Raw genomic sequence first — 23,037 nt, forward strand, 5'->3', positions numbered from 1 at the left:
CTTGTTCCTTTTTCTCCAGGAATAGTAATATTTTTTTGTCCTTTTTCTCTCGTACTATCTTTTTCGTATCTTACGGTACTTGGTATTTCTGTAACTTCGACTTTATCCTTCGTGGCTACTTTCACTACTGTCTCCGTTGCTTCTGTAACTTCTGGTTTTCCTACTTTTTCTGTGACTTCTCCTGTTTTCGGATTTACTTCGTACGTTGTCGTTACTTTTCTTGTTCCTTTTTCTCCAGGAATAGTAATATTGTTTTGTCCTTTTTCTCGCGTACTATCTTTTTCATATCTTATTGGACTTGGTATTTCTGTAACCTCTACTTTATCCTTTGCCGGAACTTTTATTATTGTATCAGTCGCTTTCTTTTCTGTTTTTTCTACAGTTTCACTTATTGTTCCATCTTTTTCATTAAGTGTATATTTTATAACTTCTTTTTCATAACCATTAGAACCTTCTATACGCTCATTAGATAGCCCTCTTGCTTTTTCTTTATCTGCTACATATACTGTATTTGACAAAATCTCCTTTGTATTTTCTACAGACTTAACCCCTACTTTTACTACCTGATCAACAGCTGGTTCTTTAGTTTCTTTATCTAATGTTAAATTCCCATCTTTATCCTTGATATAAGTCGTTTTAATTATTCCGTCAATACCCTTTTTAATTACAGATTTTTTCCCTTTAGTTAGTTCTTCATCTGCTACATATTTTGTACTGAAAGGAATTTTTTCTTCTTTTTCAACTATACCGTAGTCTACATTTTCCTCTTCTCTATACACTGGTTCTTTCGGTTTACCATCAATATAAGATTTTACCCAATCGAGTTGTTCTTTAGAAAAGACTAATCCTCCACTTCTTTGCCCAACAACTCCATTTTGATGTACTCCGATAATTTCACCCTTATCATTATATAGTCCACCACCTGATGCACCTGGTTTAGTACCCGTATATCCAATTCCAGTTAAACCAGAACCACGATCTACTACATCGGTAACCTTAGTGTCGATAACTGGCTTTAATTTACCATCAGGAAAACCATAAACTGACACTTTATCACCACTATTTACAACAGAAACATCTTTTTTTACAGCAGCAGGCGTAACATTATCAACAACCTCTTTAAGCTTAACTAAAGCAAGATCATGCGTAAATCCAACAACTGAATCATCTTTTTTCCAATAATGAATATCAGAGTCTGTAAAGAATACCTTTTTACCATTCGGAAGTGCTGCGTAATATTTCTTATCATTATTACCAGTGGCTTTTTCTGTCACCTTACCATTCTCAAACTTCAAGAAATTATGAGCAACTGTAAGTAATAAATCTTTTTCAATTAGTGTACCAGAACCTGTACCATCAGGCGTCACTATAATAGCTGTTGCATCGAAATTACGAAGTCCATTCGGTGCATTCTTCACCTCATCGCTTGGTTTAGGAAGTGTAACATTACCAGATGTATCGACTTTCCCAGGTTGTGTTCTAACGAAGTTCTCTCCTTTAATAACAGCATCAATATATGTATTTCCTAATGATAGTTTACTTACAAAATCTTTAGACCAATTTTCATTAAACTTCTTATTGATCTTCTCTCCATCAATAGATACAATTGTGGCGTTAGGATTTTTGCCGAATAGCTCTTTATTTTCCTTATCTTGTTTAAAGTCGTAATTAACCGCAGAACCTACGTTACCTTGCGCGACGACTCTTTCTACTAACTTTTCTCCAGCTTCATTTTTAATTCTAAGTACTACCTTACCTTTTTCTGTACCTGATAGTAATCTTCCACGACCGTTACCGTCAAATGAATATCTAGCACCATCTATTTCACGCTCTGTACCTACTAACGCCCTATGGTTGTCATCATAATAGTATTTATCATTACCACTAACAAACCAACCTTTGATACCATGTTCTTCTATCATTTTGTTTATCCAAGATCTATGTTTATCAGTGAAAAATAAACCTCCACCATGTTGCTCGGCATCAGTTCCAGCATCCGTATTTGTACCATGCTGATGGATACCTACTACTTCACCTTTATCATTAAAAATTGGACCTCCTGAGAATCCACCTAACGCACTCGTATTATAAGTACCGTCACCAGTAGTTGTATTTAGGCTTGATAGTGTTCCCGAAATTTTGTACATTTTACCATCTTTTAATCTTGCTTTCGTTGCTTCTGACAATCTTTTCGAAGAGAAATCATTCGGATAACCTACTAAGGTAATATTATCACCTTGATTAGCGACACCAATTTCACGTGGTTTATCTTCACCGTTTGTCATCGCTTCTACAGGACGTTCTGTAACTACAGCTGCTAAATCATTTTCGTAAGATTTAGCAAATTCTTTTTGATTATAGTAATAAACATTTCCTTTTGGTATGATATCGCTAGTTCCAGTCGCTGGTGTATTGTTACGTTTTTCCGTATCAGAGTTCATAACAACATAACTTTGAGCACTATTACCTCCACGAACATAACCTGAACCAGAAGCTTTGTCTTTATCTAAATAATTGTGAGCAACTGTCACCATAACATTCGGTGCTACAAATACTCCACTACCTGAAGCAACCTGTTTTGATCCATTACTATCAAAACTAGTATACGTCATAGCAACACCACTAGTTTCTTTATTATGAACATCTGCATCCACAATATCAGCCCCACCTTTGACAACTGCGGCATGAGCTTGTTTATTTACTATTTGATTATTATCAGTAAGTCCATATACTAAAATTCCGCAAAAACTTATACAACCTACTAATCCATATTTCTTAGTTTTTCTGAAAAAACCGTAAGTTTTCTCGTTTCTTATCATTTACATTTCCTCCTAGTTTAATTCATCTGCAATCTTAATGAAATTCTTATTAACTTAAACATAAAATAACCTAATTTCATCATTTAAATATATTTTGTCAACTATATTATAACCCAAATAGAAATTAAGTCCACACTTATTTTTTATTTTTTTCATTTACATTAGTTACATGTATAAGAATTCTCTAATATTCTATATTTTTCCAAAAAAAATAAAGAGCTAGATCCAGTCTATCTCTTTATTTCTTTTTTAAATTTACTACTAGAAAATTCCGATGATTGTTTCTGTTTCTTCATCAATATCGATATTTAATGCACTTGGTACTTTTGGAAGTCCTGGCATTGTTAGTACTTTGTTCGCATAAGCTACTACGAACCCAGCACCACTACGTAATTTAAGATCGTTAATAGTAATGTTAAATCCTGTAGGACGACCTTTGATCTTCGCATTATCTGTTAATGAAGCTGGTGTTTTTGCCATACATACTGGCAGATGTTTGAATCCAAGTCTTTCAATTCTTTCGATTTCAGCTTTAACTTCATCTGCGAAGTTAACACCATCAGCTCCATAAATTTCACGACATACTGTTTCGATTTTTTCAGTAATTGAAGCTTCATCTTTGTATAATAATTGTAGTTCTTTGTCATTTTCTTCAACAGCTTTTACTACTTTTTCTGCTAGGTCTACTCCACCAAGACCACCTTTTTCCCATACTTCTGTACGAGAGAATTCTACGCCTTGTTCTTTTGCCCAGTTTTCTAAGAATGCTAATTCTTTTTCTGTATCGGTAACAAAGACATTTAGAGCTACCACTATCGGTAAATTGAATTTACGTAAGTTTTCGATATGTTTTTCTAAGTTTTGAACACCTTTAGCTAATGCTTCTAAGTTTTCTTCTTTTAGATCTTTTTCTTCAATGTCTCCATGTAGTTTTAGTGCTTTAACTGTTGCAACTACGACAGCTGCTTTTGGTTTAAGACCTGCTTTACGACATTTAATGTTTAAGAATTTCTCAGCTCCTAAGTCTGCTCCGAATCCTGCTTCTGTGATTACATAATCAGCGAATTTTAAAGCTGTTTTTGTAGCTAAGATTGAGTTACATCCGTGTGCAATGTTAGCGAATGGTCCACCGTGAATAATCGCTGGGTTGTTTTCTAATGTTTGAACAATATTCGGTTTAATTGCATCTTTTAATAATGAAGTTATAACACCTTCAATTTTCAAATCTTTTAGGTAAACTGGTTCACCTTTTTTGTTATAAGCTACAAGGATATTGCTTAATTTTTCTTTAAGATCAGCAATACCTTCTGATAAACATAAGATAGCCATTACTTCACTAGCTACAGTAATATCAAAACCATCAAGACGTTCTAGATCAGTTCCTGCATTAACTTTAATATGACGTAAATCACGAGCATTCATATCCATAACACGGTTGAAGACGATTTTATCTATTTCTAATTCGTTTCCTTGGAATACATGGTTATTTACTAATACTGCGATTGCATTGTGAGCTGTAGTAATAGCGTGCATATCTCCAGTAAAGTGAAGGTTGATGTCTTCCATCGGTACTACTTGAGCATATCCTCCACCAGCTGCTCCACCTTTTCTTCCTAATACAGGACCTAAAGATGGTTCACGTAATGCTACACAAGATTTTTTCCCGATTCTATTTAACCCATCAGATAAACCAATAGTTACAGTACTTTTCCCTTCACCACTTGATGTTGGGTTAATAGATGTAACTAATACTAGTTTTGCATCTTCTTTAATATCTTTTTTAATATTTTTTGTTTGGATTTTTGCTTTGTGATTTCCGTATAATATTAAATCTTCTTCTTTTATCCCTAATTTACCTGCTACTTCAGCAATATGTTTCTTTTCACATTCGTTTGAAATTTGAAAGTCTGACTTCATTTAATCTACCTCTTTTCTTTGGACTTTATTTTATTATTTTAATCTTCCAATCCTGGAATACGTTTGTATATTTTATCAATATTTACAAGGTGTACATTTAGATCGAAACAACTATCTAGTACTTCTTTAGAAACTGTATTTTTTATAGTTTCGTTTTCTTCTAGAAGTTCTCTAAATGGAATACCTTCGAACCATGATTTCATCGCTAATGGTTGCACTAAATCATACGCTTCTTCACGAGAGAATGAGTATTTTTCAATAAGGTTACTCATAGTTCTTTGAGCGAAGATTACACCATTAGTAGCGTAAATATTTTTAATCATGTTGTCTGTAAATACTGTTAGATTTTTCACAACATTAGTAAATCTATTTAACATGTAGTCTAATAATGTTGTTGCATCATTACTTAAAATTCTTTCTGCACTTGAGTGAGAAATATCACGTTCATGCCATAATGGAATATTTTCGTAAGCTGCAAACATATATCCACGCATGATTCTAGCACATCCTGCCATGTTTTCACTTGAGATTGGATTACGTTTATGAGGCATTGCACTTGAACCTTTTTGATTTTTCGAGAAGAATTCTTCTGCTTCTCTTACTTCTGTACGTTGTAGGTGACGAATTTCTACCCCAATTTTTTCGATTGAACTTGCGATTAACGCTAATGTTGCATAGTAATCAGCATGTCTATCACGTTGAAGAGTTTGTGTTGAGATATTACTTGATTCAATTCCTAATTTAGCACAAACATAGTCTTGAACTTCTGGTGGTGTATTTGAGAATGTACCTACAGCTCCAGAGATTTTCCCTACTTCGATAATTTTTCTAACTTCGTTAAAACGTTTGATATGACGGTTAAATTCATCATAATAAAGCGCAAATTTCAATCCAAAACTACTAATATCAGCGTGTACTCCGTGAGTACGTCCGATACAAGGTGTGAATTTATATTGTAATGCTTTTTCTTTTAATACTTCTTGGAAGTTTAATAAATCTCTATAAAGAATATCATTAGCTTGTTTGTATAAATAACCATAAGCAGTATCAACAACATCAGTAGATGTTAATCCATAGTGCACCCATTTTTTCTCATCACCTAGATAACTAGAAACATTACGAGTGAAAGCTACTATATCATGTTTTGTTTCTTTTTCTAATTCTAAAATTCCTGGTAGGTCAAATTTTGCATTAGCGAATAATTTTTCAACGTCTTCTTTTGGTACAACACCTAATGTACTCCAAGCTTCTGTTGCATAAAGTTCTACTTCTAAATATGCTTTAAAACGATTCTCATCGCTAAAGATATTACGCATTTCTTCTCTACTATATCTTTCAATCATTGCAATAATCTCCTGATGTTTTTTTATTTCAATCAATCTATCTCAAAATACTATAATGACAAATGACCGATGTCTTTTCTGTAAAATAGTTCTTCACATTCTATTTTTACTATCTCATTATACACTTTTTTATATGCTTCTTGCAAGCTCTTTCCTTGAGCACAAATTAATAATACACGACCACCATTAATTACTATATCATCACCTACACGCTTAGTTCCCATATGGAATACTGGTGTAGACACTTTATCTAAGCCGTGTATTACAGCTCCTTTTTCGCTACGTTCTGGATATCCTCTTGCTGCCATTACAACACCGATAAAAGCATCTTCACTCCATTTTAACTCTACTTCTTTACCATCGATAATATTATTAGCTATTTCGTATAAATCGCTCTCTAATGATAAAAGTAATATTTCACTCTCTGGATCTCCAAAACGAACGTTAAATTCAATAGTTTTTACACCGTCATGACATTTCATAAGACCAGCATATAGTATACCGTAAAATGGCATTCCTTCATCACTCATAGCATCGACCATAGGTTGAACTACATTTCTAACACCTTCATCAATATCATCTTGAGTAATTTTCTTAAGTGGTAGATATGCTCCCATACCTCCAGTATTTAAACCTTCATCATTATCAAATGCACGTTTATGATCTTGTGCAATTTCCATTGGATAAACTTTTCTATTAGAGACAAAGCACATAAGCGAGAATTCTTCACCTTGAAGAAATTCTTCAATAACAACGCTAGATCCAGCTTTATTGAATTTTGCATTACACATCATTTCTTTAAGTTCAGACTGTGCTTCTTCTAGAGTATTCGCTATAATTACACCTTTCCCTGCAGCTAAGCCATCTGCTTTAAGGACAATAGGTGCTTTTTGTTTGCTTAAGTACTCTTTAGCCTGTTCATAATCGTTGAAACTTTCATATTTTGCCGTTGGGATATTGTATTTTCTCATCATCATTTTCGAGAATACTTTACTCCCTTCTAATTGTGCTGCAAGCTTAGATGGTCCAAAGGCACGAACACCTTCTTTTTGTAATTCATCTACTAGACCATTAACTAATGGCACTTCAGGTCCAACGAAAACAAGATCGATACTATTTGTTTTTGCGTAGCTTGGTATTTGGTCTTCTGTTAATGCTACACATACTCCAAATTCTTCAACTGCAGGATTGATACCTGCCATATGTACTTCGTGACCTTCTTTATGAAATTTATAAGCGATAGCGTGCTCTCTACCGCCGCTTCCTACTACTAATACTTTAGCCATATTAGTGTTTAAAGTGGCGTATTTTACTGAAGACCATCGCCACACCTTTCTCATTACATGCATCTATGCTTTCTTGATCTCGTATAGATCCTCCTGGTTGTACTATCGCAGCAATACCGTAATCAGCCGCCATATCAGCACTATCTCTCATCGGGAAGAATGCATCAGAAGCTAGCACTGCACCTCTTGCTTTTTCCCCTGCTTGTTCTAAAGCTATTTTACATGAACCTACTCTATTCATCTGACCAGCACCAATTCCTAAAGTTTGCCCACCTTTTACTACTACTATTGCATTTGATTTAACGTGTTTTACTACTTTTAAGCCAAACTCAATATCTCTTTGTTGAGTTTCATCTACTTTTTTCTCAGTTACACTTTCATATTCATCTGCTAGTTTATCGTTAAAATCTTGTACTAAGATTCCACCACGAACACTTTTAATTTGTTGTTCATGATTATTATTTTTTTCTGATAGTTTGTAAATACGTAGATTTTTTTTCTTAGTCAGTATCTCTAACGCTTCTTCATCATAATCTGTTGCTAGTATAATTTCTAAGAAGATACTGTGCATTTTTTCAGCAGTCTCTTTATCTACTTTTCCATTTACTGCAACGATTCCGCCAAAGATAGACACAGGATCCGCTTCATACGCTCGACTATATGCTTCGAATACAGAACTTCCTGTCGCTACACCGCATGGATTCATATGTTTAACAGCAACACATGTAGTTTCATCAAACTCTGCAAGAATATCCAGTGCCGCAGAAGCATCTTGAATATTATTGTATGACATTTCCTTACCGTGAAGTTGTACAGCATTTTGCAATGCATAACTTTCATTATTATCTTGAACATAGTGATATGCTTTTTGATGAGGGTTTTCACCGTATCTAAGACTATCTTGAAGATTATAAGATAATGTTAGTCTTTCAGGTACAAGTTTATCTTTTTTATTAAAATAATTCGCAATAGCAGCGTCATAACTTGCTGTCGTATTAAATACTTTAATCGCTAAAGCACGACGTGTTTCATATGAGATTCCACCTTGTTCAAGTTCTTCTAGAACTTTTTCATAGTCATTGATATCAGTAACTACCGCTACATCATTAAAGTTTTTAGCTGCACTTCTTAGCATACTAGGACCACCAATATCAATATTCTCGATGATTTCCTCTTCACTAACTCCTTCTTTTTTTACAGTAGCTTCAAATGGATATAAGTTTACACAAACTAAATCGATATACTCGATATTATTTTCAGCTACATGTTTATTGTGAAGTTCATTACCACGTTTTGAAAGTAATCCCCCATGAATTTTAGGGTGCAAAGTTTTTACACGGCCTTCTAATATTTCTGGAAAATGAGTAACATCTTCAATACTGATACAGCTTACTCCATTATTTTTCAAATGTGTATAAGTTCCACCTGTACTAATAACTTCAAAACTATGTTTTTCTAAACCTTTTGCAAATTCTACTATATTTGTTTTATCACTTACACTTATTAATGCTCTTTTAGTCATAGTGCCTCCTCAACTAACTTCAATATTACTTCTGGATATAATTTATGTTCTAATTTATGTACTTTTTCAGTAACAGTCTCTATAGTATCTTCATCTGAAACTTCAAATGATCTTTGAGCAATTACTTCTCCACCATCAAGTTCTTCATTTACATAATGAATACTAATTCCTATTTCTTTTTCTCCTGCATTGAACGCTTGTTCGATAGCATCTTTTCCTTTAAATTTTGGTAAAAGGGATGGGTGAAGATTAAGAATAGTTTTTTTATATCTTTCTAAGAAAAATGGTGAAATAATTCTCATATAGCCTGCTAAAAATATATAGTCTAAATCTTTAACTTTCTCAAGTATTACACTTTCATATGCTTCTTTTGACTCAAAATCTTTCGCAGAGAATATAAATACCTTAATATTTCTATCATGTGCTTTTCTTATTACCGCTGCGTCTTTTCTATCACACACTAAAAGCTCAATTGAAATTTTGTCTTTTAATCTTTCGTCATCTGCAATTTTTTCGAAATTACTTCCTGTTCCTGATGCAAATATCGCTACTTTCTTCATACTATTTCTATTCCACTTTCCTCTGTTACTTCTCCAAGGACAAACGCATTATTAATTAATGATAAAGTTTTATCTATGTCTTCCTTGTTTACTATTAATGCCATACCTACTCCCATATTAAAGATGTGATACATTTCTTCTTCATCAATTTTACCTTTTTCTTGTAGGTACTTAAATATCTCCGGTACTTCATATGAGTTTTTATCAATCCTCATACCTAATCCATCTTTTAGAGCACGAGGTAAGTTCTCATGGAAACCTCCCCCAGTAATATGTGCTATTCCTGCTACTTTAACCTCTTCCAATACTTTAAGTACTTCTTTTACATAGATTTTAGTAGGTGTTAATAATGTTTTTCCTACTGAAGTTCCGTTAAATTCTTCGTTTAAACCAATATTATTGTCTTTTAAAATTTTTCTTACTAATGAGAATCCATTAGAATGTACTCCACTTGATGGAAGTCCAATTACTACTTGACCTGCTTTTGTATTCTCTGTACTTAGTAATAATTCTTTTTCTTGAGCTCCTACACAGAATCCTGCAATATCGTATTCTCCGTCTTCATAAAATCCTGCCATCTCAGCAGTCTCCCCACCGACTATCGCACATCCTGCTTGAACACAACCTTCAGCAACACCTTCAACAATTGCTTCTACTTGTTCAGGGTAGTTTTTACCTACTGCTAGATAATCTAGGAAAAATAATGGAATCGCACCTTGAGCTAGTATATCATTAGCACACATCGCAACAACATCGATACCGATAGTATTATGAATATCTAATTCGAATGCAAGTTTTAATTTTGTTCCTACACCGTCAGTTCCACTAACTAATACAGGATTTTTAAAGTTATAACTACTAAGGTCGAATGCTCCACCAAAACCACCGATAGCTGACATCATACCAAGATTTTTAGTACGAGCTACGTGTTTTTTAATACGCTCTACACTTTCATATCCAGCTTGTAGACTTACACCACTTTCTTCATACTTTTTACTCATTACATTCTACCCCTCTCTTTTAGAAATTGTTTTTGAATATCTGTCATAGAATTAACATAGCTTTCTTCATAGTCATATAGACCTGCTGAATAATCTCCGTTATAGCACTCCATACATAATCCCGTATAAGGAGCATCATAGTTTAAACCAATAGAGTCTATTAATCCTTGTTCACTTAGAAATCCTAGAGAATCCGCTCCGATAATTTCACAAATTTCCTCATTTGTTTTGTTTGCTGAAATAAGTTCTTCTGTAGTAGATATATCTATTCCATAAAAACTTGGGAACATTAGCGGTGGACAAGCAATTCTTACGTGTACTTCTCTTGCTCCCGCTTCTTTTAACAATTGAACTATTCTTTTACTAGTTGTACCACGTACTATCGAGTCATCAACTAAGACGATACTCTTACCTTGAACTACTCCTCTTACAGCTGATAGTTTCATCCTTACACCTTGCTCACGAAGTTCTTGTGTAGGCTGAATAAATGTACGCGCTACATATTGATTTTTAATTAATCCCATTTCATATGGAAGTCCACTTTCTTCTGCATAACCACTAGCTGCAGATAACGATGAGTTAGGTACCCCAATTACCATGTCAGCATCTGGTGTAGGTTGTTCTTTAGCAAGAGCACGACCTGTTCTTTTTCTAGCACTATGAACGTTAATTCCAGCAATATTTGAGTCAGGTCTAGCGAAATACACATACTCCATCGCAGCTATAGCTACTTGTGTATCTTCTGTATATTTCTCAATTCTAATACCTTTATCATTAATAGTAACTAACTCTCCAGCACCCACATTACACACGAACTCAGCACCAACTACATCTAGTGCACAAGTTTCACTTGCTGCAACATACGCTCCATTTTTCATCTTACCTATTGCTAAAGGTCTAAAATTATTTGGATCAACCGCACCATAAAGAGTTTTTTCAGTTAATACTAGATATGTAAATCCACCTTTAATAATATTCAAACTTTCTTTAAGTTGTTCTTTAAAAGTTTCTTTTTTACTTCTTCTAATAAGATGAATAAGTACTTCAGTATCTGAAGAAGAATGGAATATTGCACCTTGCTGTTCTAATTCTTTTTTTAGAGTTTTGGCATTAATTAAGTTACCATTGTGACAAATACCAACACTCATATCGTAGAAATGAAATAGAAATGGTTGAATATTTTGAATACTATTGCTTCCACTAGTTGCATATCTAACATGACCAATAGCACTTTCACCTACTAATCTTTCTAATTTTTCCTTATCACGAAATACCTCAGAAACTAAACCTAGATCACGATGTCCTCGTAATTTAGTACCTTCTTTAGAAACTATTCCAGCTCCTTCTTGTCCTCTATGTTGTAAACTATGTAAACCGAAGTACGTCACATTACTAGCTTCAGGATGTCCCCAAATACCAAATACTCCACATTCTTCATTAAGACTACGCATTTTTTAATCTCCTTAAAACTTCTTCATAAGCTTCCATTACTGAACCTAAATCTCTTCTAAATCTATCTTTGTCTAATTTTTCATTTGTATCTTTATCCCAAAGTCGACATGTATCTGGAGAAATTTCATCAGCAAGAATTATTTCACCATCTTTAGTTTTTCCAAATTCAATTTTGAAATCAACAAGTACTAAGTTTGCATCTAAGTACAATTTTTGTAATAGTTCATTGATTTTTAAAGCTTGATTTCTGATATTTTCTAACTCTTCTTCTGTAACGATTTCTAAAGCCACAGCATGATCATTGTTTATTAATGGATCATTTAATTCATCATTTTTATAACTTAACTCAAAGACTGGTTTTTTTAATTTTTTTCCTTCTTCAAGTCCATATTTTTTCGCCATAGAACCTGCTACTATATTACGTACAATTACTTCTAAAGGAATAATAGTAACATGCTTACAAATCTGATCTGTTTCATTTACTTTTCTAATAAAGTGTGTTTTTACACCTTGTTTTTCTAAGTATTCGAAGATTAATGAAGTAATTGTATTATTGAATACTCCTTTACCTTCAAATTCTTCTTTTTTCACACCGTTAAAGGCTGTAGCACTATTTTTATAATGCACATATATTTCATCATTGTTTTCACATTCGAACAGTTGTTTAGCTTTTCCTTCGTATAAAAGTTTCATTATTTTCTTCCCCCTTTGAAGTAATTCACACCGTTTTTGAAAATATCTTGTTTAACTTTAATTGTATTTGTTTTATATAATGTAGCTCCGTATCTTTCACTATGTCCCATTTTTCCTAGGATAAGTCCATCTTCACTAATTAATCCTTCAGTAGCTAGAACTGATCCATTAGGATTGAAACGACCGTTTAATGTAGCATTACCATCGAAATCACTATATTGGAAAGCTACAAGATGTTTAAATTTGTTAATATTAAGTCCTACAACTTTACCTTCACCATGACTGAATACCACTTCATGTTGATCTCCAATATTGAAATCTTGTAACCAAGGTGAGTTTGTATTAGCTACACGAGTAAAGGCTGTAGTTGAAATATGTTCATAACTATCATTTCTATATAGTGTTAGGTCATCTTCTGCCAACTCTCTAATCTCTCCATAAGGTAGTAATCCTGATTTAAGTAATGCTTGGAATCCATTACACACACCTAAGATTAATTTTTTCTGAGCAAGGTGTTTATGAATCGCATCTTTAACTTTTTCATTTTTTAAGAAGTTTACAATGTATTTAGCACTTCCATCTGGTTCATCCCCACTTGAGAATCCTCCAGGGAACATAATGATATGAGACTGTTCAATAGCTTTTGTAAATTCTTCTATCGATTGTTCAATATCATTTTCACGAGTATTTCTAATAACTACTGTAATAGGTGTAACTCCAGCTTCTAAGAAGGCTTTTTCACTATCATATTCACAGTTTGTACCAGGGAATACTGGAATAACTACTTTTACATCTTCTACGTATTCTGGATAATATTTTTTCTCTTTATATTCTGTATGAAGATTTTCAACATTTCCTTTATCTTCATTTTGATATAATGGATAAACTTTATTTAGTGTTTTTGTGTATGCTTCGTAAATATCTTTATGCATAAACACTTCGTTATTAATTATAATTCTCTCACTAACTTTTCCTAATTTTTCAAACGGTAGTTCTACCGTTGCTTCTACTACAAGAGACGCTGGATCAAAGTTAAGAATGTTTTCTTTTTCAACTTCAAAACCAAGATCATTACCTAGTGACATTTTCACTAATGAAGCGGCAATGCTTCCTTCTTCTTGGACATAGGCAGATACTATCTTACCTTCTTTAATATATTTATGAACAAGTTCGTAATTTTCTAAAGTTTTCTTAATATCTGGATATCCTTTTTCATCTTTTTCTACAGGAACATAGTATAAACTATTGCCAACTTTTTTCAATTCAGGAGTTATTACATCAGCTATTTTTACAGGAGTACAAGCAAATGAAATTAATGTTTCAACTACATTTAAGTCATTGAAAGTACCTGACATACTGTCTTTACCACCAATACTTGGTCTACCAATTTCTTTTTGAGCATAAATACTTCCTAGTAAACTTTGAGTAACTTTACCCCATTTAGTACTATCAGTTCCTAATTTTTCGAAGTATTCTTGGAATGAGAAGTACAAGCTATCTTTATTTCCACCAACTGCGTAAACTTTAGCTACAGATTCTAACACCGCATAAATAGACGATAGGAATGGTGAGTAGTAAGAAATCTTTGGAATAAATCCATAAGTTAAGATTGTCGCTGTATCACTTGTTGTATGTAACGTTGGTAATGCTTGAACACTCGCTTGAACTGGTGTAAGTTTATGTTTCCCAGCAAAAGGCATAAGCACCGTAGTTACACCTATAGATGAGTCGAATTTTTGTGCAAGTCCTTTTTGACAAGTTACATTTAACTCACCTAATTCGCTTAAGATATTTTCGCGAGTCACTTCTTTATTTAAGAATGGATTAGCTGCAGTATTATCTTTCATCGTTACTGATGATTTTTGACGAACACCACTAGTTTCTAAGAAATCAGCACTCATATCAACAACTTTCTCATCATTGTAATACATTTCTAATCTACGTCTATTAGTTATCGTAGCAACATGAGCGTATTCAATATTTTCTTTCTCACATTCACGAACAAATACATCATAATCTTTTTTATCAATAGCTACTGCCATACGTTCTTGAGATTCACTAGTTGCTAATTCTGTCGCATTTAATCCTTGATATTTAGTAAGAACTTTTTCTAAATGAATTTCAATACCATCAGATAGTTCACCGATAGCTACACACACACCACCAGCACCGAAGTCATTACATTTTTTAATAAGTCTTGTAACTTCTGGTTTTCTAAATAAACGTTGTAACTTACGTTCTTCAGGCGCATTACCTTTTTGAACTTGGCTAGACATAGTATTTAATGAATCATTAGTATGCTCAACACTCGAACCACTCGCTCCTTGAATACCATCACGACCTGTTCTACCACCTATCATTACAACGATATCACCATCGACAAGAGTTTCACGTTTATAGTCTCCGTCTTTAACAGCTCCGACTACAGCACCAACTTCCATATGTTTAGCCACATAACTATCATCATATAATTCACGAACAAAAGTAGTCGCAAGTCCAATTTGGTTACCGTATGATGAGTTACCGTGTGCAGTTCCTTTAGCTATATCTACTTGAGGAAGTTTGTGTTCTAAAGTATCTTCACGTTTTTGTAATACATTACCACTTCCTGAAATACGCATAGCCTGATATACGTAACTACGTCCTGATAGTGGATCCCTAATAGCTCCCCCTATACAAGTACTAGCTCCCCCGAATGGTTCGATTTCACTTGGGTGGTTATGAGTTTCATTTTTGAATTGGATTAACCAACGTTCTTTTTCACCATTATTTTCTATAGTAGTAAAGAATGAACATGCATTAATTTCTTCACTTACTTCAATATTTTCATCTTTTAATATTTTCACATGATATTTACCGATGATACTCGCCATATCCATAAGCGTTATAGGTTTATCATTTCGGTCAAGATCATCACGGACATTTAAGTAATAATCAAATGCATCTTGCATCTCTTTTTGGAAAAGTTCAGACTCAATTTTAACCTCATCTAACACAGTTTCAAATGTAGTGTGTCGGCAGTGGTCACTCCAGTAACAATCTAATACATAGATTTCAGTTTCAGTTGGTACGCGACCTTCTTTTTTGAAGTAGTCTTGGATAAATACTAAATCTTCAATATTCATGGCTAGAGAAAATTCTTTTTTAAGACCAAGTAACGCATCTTTGTCAAACTCTAAAAATCCAGCTAAATCTTTTAGTGGTTTTGTAGTAGAGTCTAATGTAAAGTCAAGAATTGATAAATCTTTTTTACGAGCTTCAATAGGATTTACTAGGTAACTTTCAACAAGTTCTAATTGTTCATCTGTTAATTCTTTATTAAAAAGAACTAGCTTACCACTTCGTACAATTGCTTTACTCTTCGAGTTAAGCAGTCTTATGCTTTCTTTTGCGCTGTCGGCTCTTTGATCGTATTGGGCAGGTAAGACTTCATAAGCAAAGTACTTCCCATCATTAAGCTCAATATCTTCAAACACTTCATCAACAACAATCTCAGAAAACACAGAAGTTTTAGCTAGTTCATAAGTTTCTTCATCAATATTAAAGACATCATAAATTACATACAACTCTACAGAGTCAAGACCTAGATTAAACTCTAAGTTCAGGTTATCTCTTAGCTGTAATTCTTCTTTATTATATCCATTACGTTTCTTTACAAAAATTCGTTTATTAGTCATGTTCTCCTCCTAAAATTACATCACCGTAAAAATTAATATGTCCTATTTTTCTATCTTGGCGTGGTTCTTTTTCATATAAGTGTAAGTAACCACCATTATTTTTATAAACATCTATAAAATACTCTAAATCTTGACCTAGAATATTATAAAGTGTAGTTTCTTTATTTTCTATCTTATCTACTTTTAAACCACAAATAGCTTCAATATGAGCTCTAAATTGACTCTTAGTGGCACTCTGCATCGTTATATGCCCTGAATTGTGAACTCGTGGTGCTATTTCATTAAAAATAACTTTTCCTTCACTTATAAAAAACTCAACAGTAAGTACACCGTAGTATTCAAAATTATCAAGAATTCGTTTCGTGTACTCGATTGTGAGTGCCTCTTGTTCACTAGTTGCTGTAGTAGGAACTTTCGAACGATACAAAATATTATTTCTATGTTCATTTTCTACAACTGCAACGATATTTATCTCGTCCTTATCTTTAACCGCTACTACCGAGATTTCTTTATCAAGTTTAACGAACTCTTCTAGTAACGTATGTGGTTCTACTTCTTCACTAGAACTTATTTTTTTCTGACCTTTTCCATCATAACCAAAACGCACAGTTTTCATTAAATATGGCTTAGTTATTTCTACATTTGTATCTTCTTCAATATATATATAGTCTACTGTTGGAATATCTAGTCTTCTAGCAAATTCTTTTTCATAATATCTATGTTGAGTAGTTCTTAACACTTCTGAACTCTGGACAATGTTATACTTTTTCTCTAGTTTTTCTAAAGAAGCGGCATCGATATTCTCAAATTCAAAAGTGATGACATCACTCAATGAACATAACTTTTCAACACTTGCGAAATCATTGAACTCAGCTTTAATGAAGACATCACTAAAAATTTTGGCACAACAACTGTCGCTAGGATCTAGAACAGCAATTTTATAGCCCATCTCTTTTGCACTCATAGCGAGCATTCTTCCTAGTTGACCACCACCAATTATTCCAATAGTCTTTCCTGGTAAAATTGTCTTAATCATAGTTTCATCTCTTCCAATACTATTCTTTCTTGTTCTTTCTTGAATTGTTCGTATTTATCAGCATACTTTTCATTAGTGATTCCTAGTATTGATAAGGCACTAATAGCCGCATTTTTAGCTCCAGCTACCCCTATTGCCATAGTTAAGACCGGAACACCTGCAGGCATCTGAACTATCGAATACAATGAGTCAACTCCACTAAGAATACTAGATTTAATCGGAACACCAATAACTGGTAATGTTGTCATAGAAGCAACCATCCCAGGGAGATGTGCTGCACCCCCTGCAGCCGCTATTATCAGAGAATAACCATTAGCCTTCGCATTCTTCGAAAATTCAACTAAAAGATCAGGCGTTCTATGCGCACTTACTACTTTTTTATCAAAAGGAATTTCAAATTCTTCTAACAACTTACAAGTTTCTTCCATCGTTGTATAATCCGACTTCGAACCCATAACCACCGCAACTTTCATACTTTAAGCTCCTTTTTTATTTTAAATGTACGTTTTTTAATAATTTATTTACATATAATATTCTTATCGTACGTCTATATTTCAAATTATACTACTTGTTTAAATATTTATCAAGTATAAACACGATAAAAATCGGATATTTTTATTTTTCAATAAACAATATTTAAGATTTTATGAACTTTTACTACTATATACTTATTAATATTGATTATTTACATAATAAAATACAGACATTTAATTATATTATTCTCAACACGCACTAAAATTATTACACAAAAAAACACCCAGAACAAATGTTCTGAGTGTTCATTTATTAGAATTTAATTTTTTCTTCGATATATTGTTTTAATTCAGCGATTGGAATACGAGTTTGTTCCATAGTATCTCTATCACGAACAGTTACCATTCCATCGTTTTCTGATTCAAAGTCGTAAGTGATACAGAATGGAGTACCAACTTCATCTTGTCTTCTATATCTCTTACCAATTGATCCAGTTTCATCGAAATCAACCATAAAGTCTACAGCTAATTGTTGATATACTTCAACAGCTTTATCACTTAATTTTTTAGAAAGTGGTAAGATAGCTGCTTTGTATGGAGCTAATGCTGGGTGGAATTTAAGAACTGTACGAGTATCATTTTCCCCTACTTCTTCTTCGTTGTAAGCATCACATAAGAATGCTAAAAGAACACGGTCAACCCCTACAGATGGTTCGATACAGTATGGGATGAATTTTTCATTTGTGCTTAGGTCTTGATAAGTTAAATCTTGACCTGAGTGTTCCATATGTTGTTTTAAGTCGTAGTCTGTTCTTGAAGCAATACCCCAAAGTTCTCCCCAACCGAATGGGAATTTGAACTCGATGTCAGTAGTTGCGTTAGAATAGTGAGATAATTCTTCTTGATCATGATCACGTAGACGGATATTTTCTTTAGTCATACCTAAGTCTAATAAGAATTTTTCACAGTTATTTTTCCATGTAGTGTGCCAATCTAATTCAGTTCCTGGCTCACAGAAGAATTCTAATTCCATTTGTTCAAATTCACGAGTACGGAAGATGAAGTTACCTGGTGTAATTTCGTTACGGAATGATTTACCGATTTGTCCAATACCGAATGGTAATTTTTTACGCATACTACGTTGAACGTTTTTGAAGTTAACGAAGATACCTTGCGCAGTTTCTGGACGTAGGTAAATTTGGCTTGTAGAATTTTCCACTACACCTTGGTTAGTTTTGAACATAAGGTTAAATTGACGAATGTTAGTATAGTCATGGCTACCACATTCTGGACATTTAATGTTTTCACGATCGATAATAGCTTCTAATTCTTCAAATGGAAGACCATCAACTACTACATCTTCATTTTTTTCATTGAAGTAATATTCCTCTATTAGTTTATCAGCACGAAGACGCGATTTACAAACTTTACAGTCCATCATAGGATCACTGAAGTTACCTACGTGTCCTGATGCTTCCCAAGTACGTGGGTTCATGAAAATAGCTGCATCTAACCCTACGTTATATGGTGATTCTTGAATGAATTTTTTCCACCATGCTTTTTTTACGTTATTTTTTAATTCAATTCCTAATGGACCGTAATCCCAAGTATTAGCTAATCCACCATAGATTTCAGATCCTTGAAATACGAATCCTCTATTTTTTGCAAGAGATAAAATTTTCTCCATAGTTTGTTTCCTCCTAGTTATTAAAATATAAAAAAGCCCTAGATATGTCGAAGCACATCTAGGGACGAAATAATTTCCGCGGTTCCACCCTGATTAGTAAAAACTCAACTTTAACAATATTAAATTGTATTTAATGCCAATATTGTTGCTGAACTTTCACCACCATCAGCTCGCTTATTACTATTTTATTCTAACATTAATATGAAAAACTTTCAAGAGAAATTACAAAAATTATTCAGAAAACATGTAGTGTTACAATTGATATTAAAAAAATATTTAAGATAGAAGTTTATACCTCATAGGATTCCTTTAATTTTGTGATAGCATTTACTATTACTGATAACGCTTTTTTTAAACACTAATTGTTGTATGTCTAAATTATAGATGTTATAATAAATAGTAATTAAATAATTTAAGGAGGCTTTATGAGAATTTCATTTACTCGTGGTAATGTAAGCCACTTACTACTTAGTGGATTTATATATATACTAGCAGTATTTATACTTCCACTACAACTCCCTAGAAATATTAGCGTTGATAATCGAGTTAGTATCGTGTTATTTTTATCTATTACAGCTACAGTTATTCTTAGCGTGCTAGCTATAAAAAATAAAAATGATATTGATAGACAAAAGAGTACGTATAACCTAATTACGATAATCGCTATTGGTATTATTGGATTTGTTTCAATGATGTTATTACAAGGTTTCATCAATGGTTTGTTAGTATACCTATCAAACTTTTTTAATTTTGAGACTAAAAGTAGAAACACAAGTAATGTCGTTGAAATTATAAAAATAAAACCGTACTTTGTACTTTATGTTGCTGTACTTGGTCCGATTATGGAAGAATTATTCTTTAGAAAAGCTGTTTTTGGATACTTCTACGACGCTATGATTGGAAGTAAAGATTGGATTAGATTTACTATACCAGCACTAATTACAGGTATAATTTTTGCACTACCTCATGACGGTATTTCTCCAATTATGGTTATTTATATAGGTATGTCATTCGTGTTTAGTTATCTATATACTCACACAAGAAGTATACTAACTCCAATTATCTCTCATATTCTTATGAACAGTTTAGTTGTGTTAGTTCAAGTATATTTTGCATAGGAGGTAAATATGTCATCAAAAACATGGTTATCCACTAACTACTTCTTACAATTTCTAGTAACTGGGACGTTCTTACCATTCTGGATGGTTTATCTAACATCGGTAAAAAACTTAAGTGTCTTAGAAGCCAGTTCAATCTTCTCAATGCTTTATATCGCAAGGGTTATTAGTGGAATATTTTTAAGTCCATATTTAATAAAAAAATATAATATTGATATTACTTTAAAACTTTCTGTAGGAATAGGATTAATTCTTGCGGTGAGTTACGGATTTACTAATGAAAAGATAGTACTTGGATTAATTACATTTTTATTCGGTATGATTTACTTCATGGTAAGTCCCCTAGTCGAAGGACTAGCGTCATTATTTTTACGTGAAGAAAATATAGACTACGGAAAAGCTAGAACATACGGTTCATTAGGATTTACAGTAATCGGTATAATTATCGGTGGAATCTTAAGTTATGTTGGTAACGAAGCTTTATATTACATACTAATATTCTTAGTTGCATTATATTTAGTATTCATGTTCTTACCACAACCTAAGCTAGTAAAAAATCTAAGTTTCGAAGAACCTAATGCGAAAAAAGAAAAAGAAAGCTTATACAGTTGGGTCTTAAAAGATAGAAATGCAATTTTACTTATTATTACTGTTTTTCTATATCAACTTTCACATACTGCATATAATAATTATAATGCATTATATTTAGAAAGTATGAACATATCAGCTAAATGGCTTTCTGGAGTTATTCTTAACGTATCAGTTATCGCAGAAATAATATTCTTTATCTTCTCTAAAAGATTAGTAAAAAGAATTAAACCAAAAAATCTAATGATATTCGCTGGTGTTTCTGCGATTATTCGTTGGGGAGCATTAGCTATGTTCCATAACATTTATGTTTTCACAATTATGCAGACATTTCACGCGATAACATTCGCGGTTGCTCATATTGCCTTTATTCTTATTCTGAATAAAGATTACAACAACAAAGAAATTATCGATATGCAAAATCTATATACAGCCATCTGTTTCCAACTAAGTATGGCAGTAGGACTGTATATCATGGGTGCTCTTTGGGATATTAGTACTTCATACGTATTCTACGCATCTGCAATTATCGCAGTTATCGGTACAGTAGTCGCGACAAGAATAAAAACAACAAGATAAAAAAAGACCTCAAGACTCAGATATCAATCTGAAATCTTGAGGTCTTTATGTGTATAATAAATACATAAATAGATGAATATAATAAAAAAAGGAGTCTGATAAATCAAACATCCTTTTCTATATACTTGTATCAGTATTATTTAGCTGCTGAAGTTTTTGGTAAAACTTTTTTAGCTGGTGTAGCTTTTTTAGCTGGTGTAGCTGGTTTTTGTGCTTCTTCAGCTTTGTATTCAGGTTTTTCAGCTACTGCTGGTTCAGCTCCGTTTACTCCACCTTTGAATTCTGGTACATTGTGTACTGCAGCTCTACCTTGATCATCACCTTTACTGTATACAACTCCATCTGCTGTAACAGAATATTTAGCATCAGATTGAGTTCCCTCACCGTTTACTCCACCTTTAAATTCTGGTAATGCTGGTTGTACTAAAGGTTCACCGTTTACTCCACCTTTGAATTCTGGTAATTCTGGTTGTACGTCTGCAGCACTAGCTACTGATAATGGTAATACTGCAACAGCAGCAGCTGCTACTAAAAATTTGTTTAATTTCATAATAAAACAATCTCCTTTTTTAAATTAATTTATACATTAATTATATAGATATAAATATATATTGTCAATAGAATTTATAAAGTTTTTAAAGTTTTTTTAACTTTTATTAATACAACATATGTCATTCCACCTTAAGTTGAAACCCTAACATATGTATAGACCAGTTTTTAAAAATAAATCTTTGTAGTTTCTATACTAATGCACTCAGTAAATAAGCATTAACTAGTTTTTGCGTTTTCTCAACTGAATCGATGTGTGTTCTTTCGTAACTATGACTTGATTCTATACCAACATCCAGTAATGCGTGTTTTACTTCATCAGCTGCGCGCATCACTACCATAATGTGGATAAATATCTATTCAATTCATCAATACTAACATTTAGCTTTTCAGCAGCTACTACCGGAGAAATACAATCACCTTCAATTAAAGAAATCAACACATTTTCTTCCTTCTCTTTTCCAAGTTCAATACCTTCTATTTCTCCTTTTTCTTGTGTATAAGCTGATAATTCTCAGTAGTGATCTTGTTGTCTTGTTGCTTCATCGAACATACGTTTCTACTCTCCTATAAGTATGCCTCGAAGTCCTGCTCACTTAGATTTAATTTTTGTGCGCCCAACTCTTTTGAGATTATACCTTCTTTTACTAAGTTCACTATTGCTGTTATTTTTCCTTGTTTAATTCCTCGTTCAATTCCTTGTTTAATTCCTTCTTCAATCCCCTGAGCAAGTCCTT

General features: G+C 33.0%; 17 protein-coding genes. 2 read left to right on the forward strand and 15 right to left on the reverse strand.

Translation table 11 applies throughout. The annotated features are described in order from the left end of the window. From HMPREF3186_RS08145 to HMPREF3186_RS08205, 13 genes are all read right to left on the reverse strand, one after another. On the reverse strand, positions 1-2,819 hold a 2,819-nt coding region (locus HMPREF3186_RS08145), incomplete at its 3' end, for a trypsin-like peptidase domain-containing protein (RefSeq protein WP_060914739.1). Positions 2,820-3,080: 261 nt separating this feature from the next. Further along, complete coding sequence (locus tag HMPREF3186_RS08150; RefSeq protein WP_060914740.1) at positions 3,081-4,736, reverse strand: formate--tetrahydrofolate ligase; 1,656 nt, start codon at positions 4,734-4,736, stop codon at positions 3,081-3,083. A gap of 38 nt (positions 4,737-4,774) precedes the next feature. Beyond that, complete coding sequence (gene purB, locus HMPREF3186_RS08155) at positions 4,775-6,079, reverse strand: adenylosuccinate lyase (RefSeq protein ID WP_003145935.1); 1,305 nt, start codon at positions 6,077-6,079, stop codon at positions 4,775-4,777. A gap of 50 nt (positions 6,080-6,129) precedes the next feature. After that, complete coding sequence (gene purD, locus HMPREF3186_RS08160; RefSeq protein ID WP_060914762.1) at positions 6,130-7,365, reverse strand: phosphoribosylamine--glycine ligase; 1,236 nt, start codon at positions 7,363-7,365, stop codon at positions 6,130-6,132. A 1-nt stretch (position 7,366) separates the two neighbouring features. After that, the gene (gene purH, locus HMPREF3186_RS08165) at positions 7,367-8,887 is read right to left on the reverse strand and encodes a bifunctional phosphoribosylaminoimidazolecarboxamide formyltransferase/IMP cyclohydrolase (RefSeq protein WP_060914741.1); all 1,521 of its coding nucleotides are present in this window, start codon (positions 8,885-8,887) and stop codon (positions 7,367-7,369) included. Then, positions 8,884-9,447, reverse strand: a complete 564-nt coding sequence (gene purN / locus HMPREF3186_RS08170) for a phosphoribosylglycinamide formyltransferase (protein ID WP_060914742.1) — start codon at positions 9,445-9,447, stop codon at positions 8,884-8,886. The genes purH and purN overlap by 4 nt, the downstream gene beginning before the upstream one ends. Next, the gene (gene purM / locus HMPREF3186_RS08175) at positions 9,444-10,448 is read right to left on the reverse strand and encodes a phosphoribosylformylglycinamidine cyclo-ligase (RefSeq protein WP_060914743.1); all 1,005 of its coding nucleotides are present in this window, start codon (positions 10,446-10,448) and stop codon (positions 9,444-9,446) included. Before purM ends, purN begins: the two co-directional genes overlap by 4 nt. Beyond that, complete coding sequence (purF, locus tag HMPREF3186_RS08180) at positions 10,448-11,899, reverse strand: amidophosphoribosyltransferase (protein WP_060914744.1); 1,452 nt, start codon at positions 11,897-11,899, stop codon at positions 10,448-10,450. Before purF ends, purM begins: the two co-directional genes overlap by 1 nt. Then, the gene (gene purC, locus HMPREF3186_RS08185; protein ID WP_060914745.1) at positions 11,892-12,593 is read right to left on the reverse strand and encodes a phosphoribosylaminoimidazolesuccinocarboxamide synthase; all 702 of its coding nucleotides are present in this window, start codon (positions 12,591-12,593) and stop codon (positions 11,892-11,894) included. The genes purF and purC overlap by 8 nt, the downstream gene beginning before the upstream one ends. Then, positions 12,593-16,270, reverse strand: coding sequence for a phosphoribosylformylglycinamidine synthase (locus HMPREF3186_RS08190; RefSeq protein ID WP_060914746.1), 3,678 nt, complete (start codon positions 16,268-16,270; stop codon positions 12,593-12,595). The genes purC and HMPREF3186_RS08190 overlap by 1 nt, the downstream gene beginning before the upstream one ends. After that, positions 16,263-17,306: a 5-(carboxyamino)imidazole ribonucleotide synthase gene (locus HMPREF3186_RS08195; protein ID WP_060914747.1), complete on the reverse strand. Its 1,044-nt coding sequence runs from the start codon at positions 17,304-17,306 to the stop codon at positions 16,263-16,265. The genes HMPREF3186_RS08190 and HMPREF3186_RS08195 overlap by 8 nt, the downstream gene beginning before the upstream one ends. Then, the gene (gene purE / locus HMPREF3186_RS08200) at positions 17,303-17,779 is read right to left on the reverse strand and encodes a 5-(carboxyamino)imidazole ribonucleotide mutase (protein WP_060914748.1); all 477 of its coding nucleotides are present in this window, start codon (positions 17,777-17,779) and stop codon (positions 17,303-17,305) included. The genes HMPREF3186_RS08195 and purE overlap by 4 nt, the downstream gene beginning before the upstream one ends. A 313-nt stretch (positions 17,780-18,092) precedes the next feature. After that, positions 18,093-19,466 carry a glycine--tRNA ligase gene (locus HMPREF3186_RS08205; protein WP_060914749.1) on the reverse strand — a complete coding sequence of 458 codons (1,374 nt, stop codon included), beginning with the start codon at positions 19,464-19,466 and terminating at the stop codon, positions 18,093-18,095. Between the two features lie 425 nt (positions 19,467-19,891). Here HMPREF3186_RS08205 and HMPREF3186_RS08210 point away from each other — a divergent pair, with 425 nt between their 5' ends. Both HMPREF3186_RS08210 and HMPREF3186_RS08215 read left to right on the forward strand, forming a co-directional pair. Next, positions 19,892-20,584, forward strand: a complete 693-nt coding sequence (locus HMPREF3186_RS08210) for a CPBP family intramembrane glutamic endopeptidase (protein WP_060914750.1) — start codon at positions 19,892-19,894, stop codon at positions 20,582-20,584. A gap of 9 nt (positions 20,585-20,593) precedes the next feature. Continuing rightward, on the forward strand, positions 20,594-21,751 hold the full coding sequence (locus HMPREF3186_RS08215; RefSeq protein ID WP_060914751.1) for an MFS transporter: 1,158 nt from the start codon (positions 20,594-20,596) through the stop codon (positions 21,749-21,751). 136 nt (positions 21,752-21,887) lie between these two features. Here the strand turns inward: HMPREF3186_RS08215 and HMPREF3186_RS08220 are convergent, their stop codons facing one another. Together HMPREF3186_RS08220 and HMPREF3186_RS09075 are read right to left on the reverse strand one after the other, a co-directional pair. Then, positions 21,888-22,301, reverse strand: a complete 414-nt coding sequence (locus HMPREF3186_RS08220) for an SIALI-17 repeat-containing surface protein (RefSeq protein WP_060914752.1) — start codon at positions 22,299-22,301, stop codon at positions 21,888-21,890. A gap of 190 nt (positions 22,302-22,491) precedes the next feature. Then, positions 22,492-22,641: a hypothetical protein gene (locus tag HMPREF3186_RS09075; RefSeq protein WP_231724190.1), complete on the reverse strand. Its 150-nt coding sequence runs from the start codon at positions 22,639-22,641 to the stop codon at positions 22,492-22,494. Positions 22,642-23,037: the final 396 nt, after the last annotated feature.

The organism is Gemella haemolysans, from assembly GCF_001553035.1.
Classification (GTDB): Bacteria; Bacillota; Bacilli; order Staphylococcales; family Gemellaceae; genus Gemella; species Gemella haemolysans_B.

Coding starts and splice junctions, on each gene's coding strand:
- HMPREF3186_RS08210 (WP_060914750.1), top strand. CDS start 19,892: ATGAGAATTTCATTTACTCGTGGTAATGTAAGCCACTTACTACTTAGT.
- purH (WP_060914741.1), bottom strand. CDS start 8,887: ATGACTAAAAGAGCATTAATAAGTGTAAGTGATAAAACAAATATAGTA.
- HMPREF3186_RS08195 (WP_060914747.1), bottom strand. CDS start 17,306: ATGATTAAGACAATTTTACCAGGAAAGACTATTGGAATAATTGGTGGT.
- HMPREF3186_RS08205 (WP_060914749.1), bottom strand. CDS start 19,466: ATGGAGAAAATTTTATCTCTTGCAAAAAATAGAGGATTCGTATTTCAA.
- HMPREF3186_RS08220 (WP_060914752.1), bottom strand. CDS start 22,301: ATGAAATTAAACAAATTTTTAGTAGCAGCTGCTGCTGTTGCAGTATTA.
- purD (WP_060914762.1), bottom strand. CDS start 7,365: ATGGCTAAAGTATTAGTAGTAGGAAGCGGCGGTAGAGAGCACGCTATC.
- HMPREF3186_RS09075 (WP_231724190.1), bottom strand. CDS start 22,641: ATGGTAGTGATGCGCGCAGCTGATGAAGTAAAACACGCATTACTGGAT.
- purN (WP_060914742.1), bottom strand. CDS start 9,447: ATGAAGAAAGTAGCGATATTTGCATCAGGAACAGGAAGTAATTTCGAA.
- purM (WP_060914743.1), bottom strand. CDS start 10,448: ATGAGTAAAAAGTATGAAGAAAGTGGTGTAAGTCTACAAGCTGGATAT.
- HMPREF3186_RS08215 (WP_060914751.1), top strand. CDS start 20,594: ATGTCATCAAAAACATGGTTATCCACTAACTACTTCTTACAATTTCTA.
- purC (WP_060914745.1), bottom strand. CDS start 12,593: ATGAAACTTTTATACGAAGGAAAAGCTAAACAACTGTTCGAATGTGAA.
- purE (WP_060914748.1), bottom strand. CDS start 17,779: ATGAAAGTTGCGGTGGTTATGGGTTCGAAGTCGGATTATACAACGATG.
- purF (WP_060914744.1), bottom strand. CDS start 11,899: ATGCGTAGTCTTAATGAAGAATGTGGAGTATTTGGTATTTGGGGACAT.
- purB (WP_003145935.1), bottom strand. CDS start 6,079: ATGATTGAAAGATATAGTAGAGAAGAAATGCGTAATATCTTTAGCGAT.
- HMPREF3186_RS08190 (WP_060914746.1), bottom strand. CDS start 16,270: ATGACTAATAAACGAATTTTTGTAAAGAAACGTAATGGATATAATAAA.
- HMPREF3186_RS08150 (WP_060914740.1), bottom strand. CDS start 4,736: ATGAAGTCAGACTTTCAAATTTCAAACGAATGTGAAAAGAAACATATT.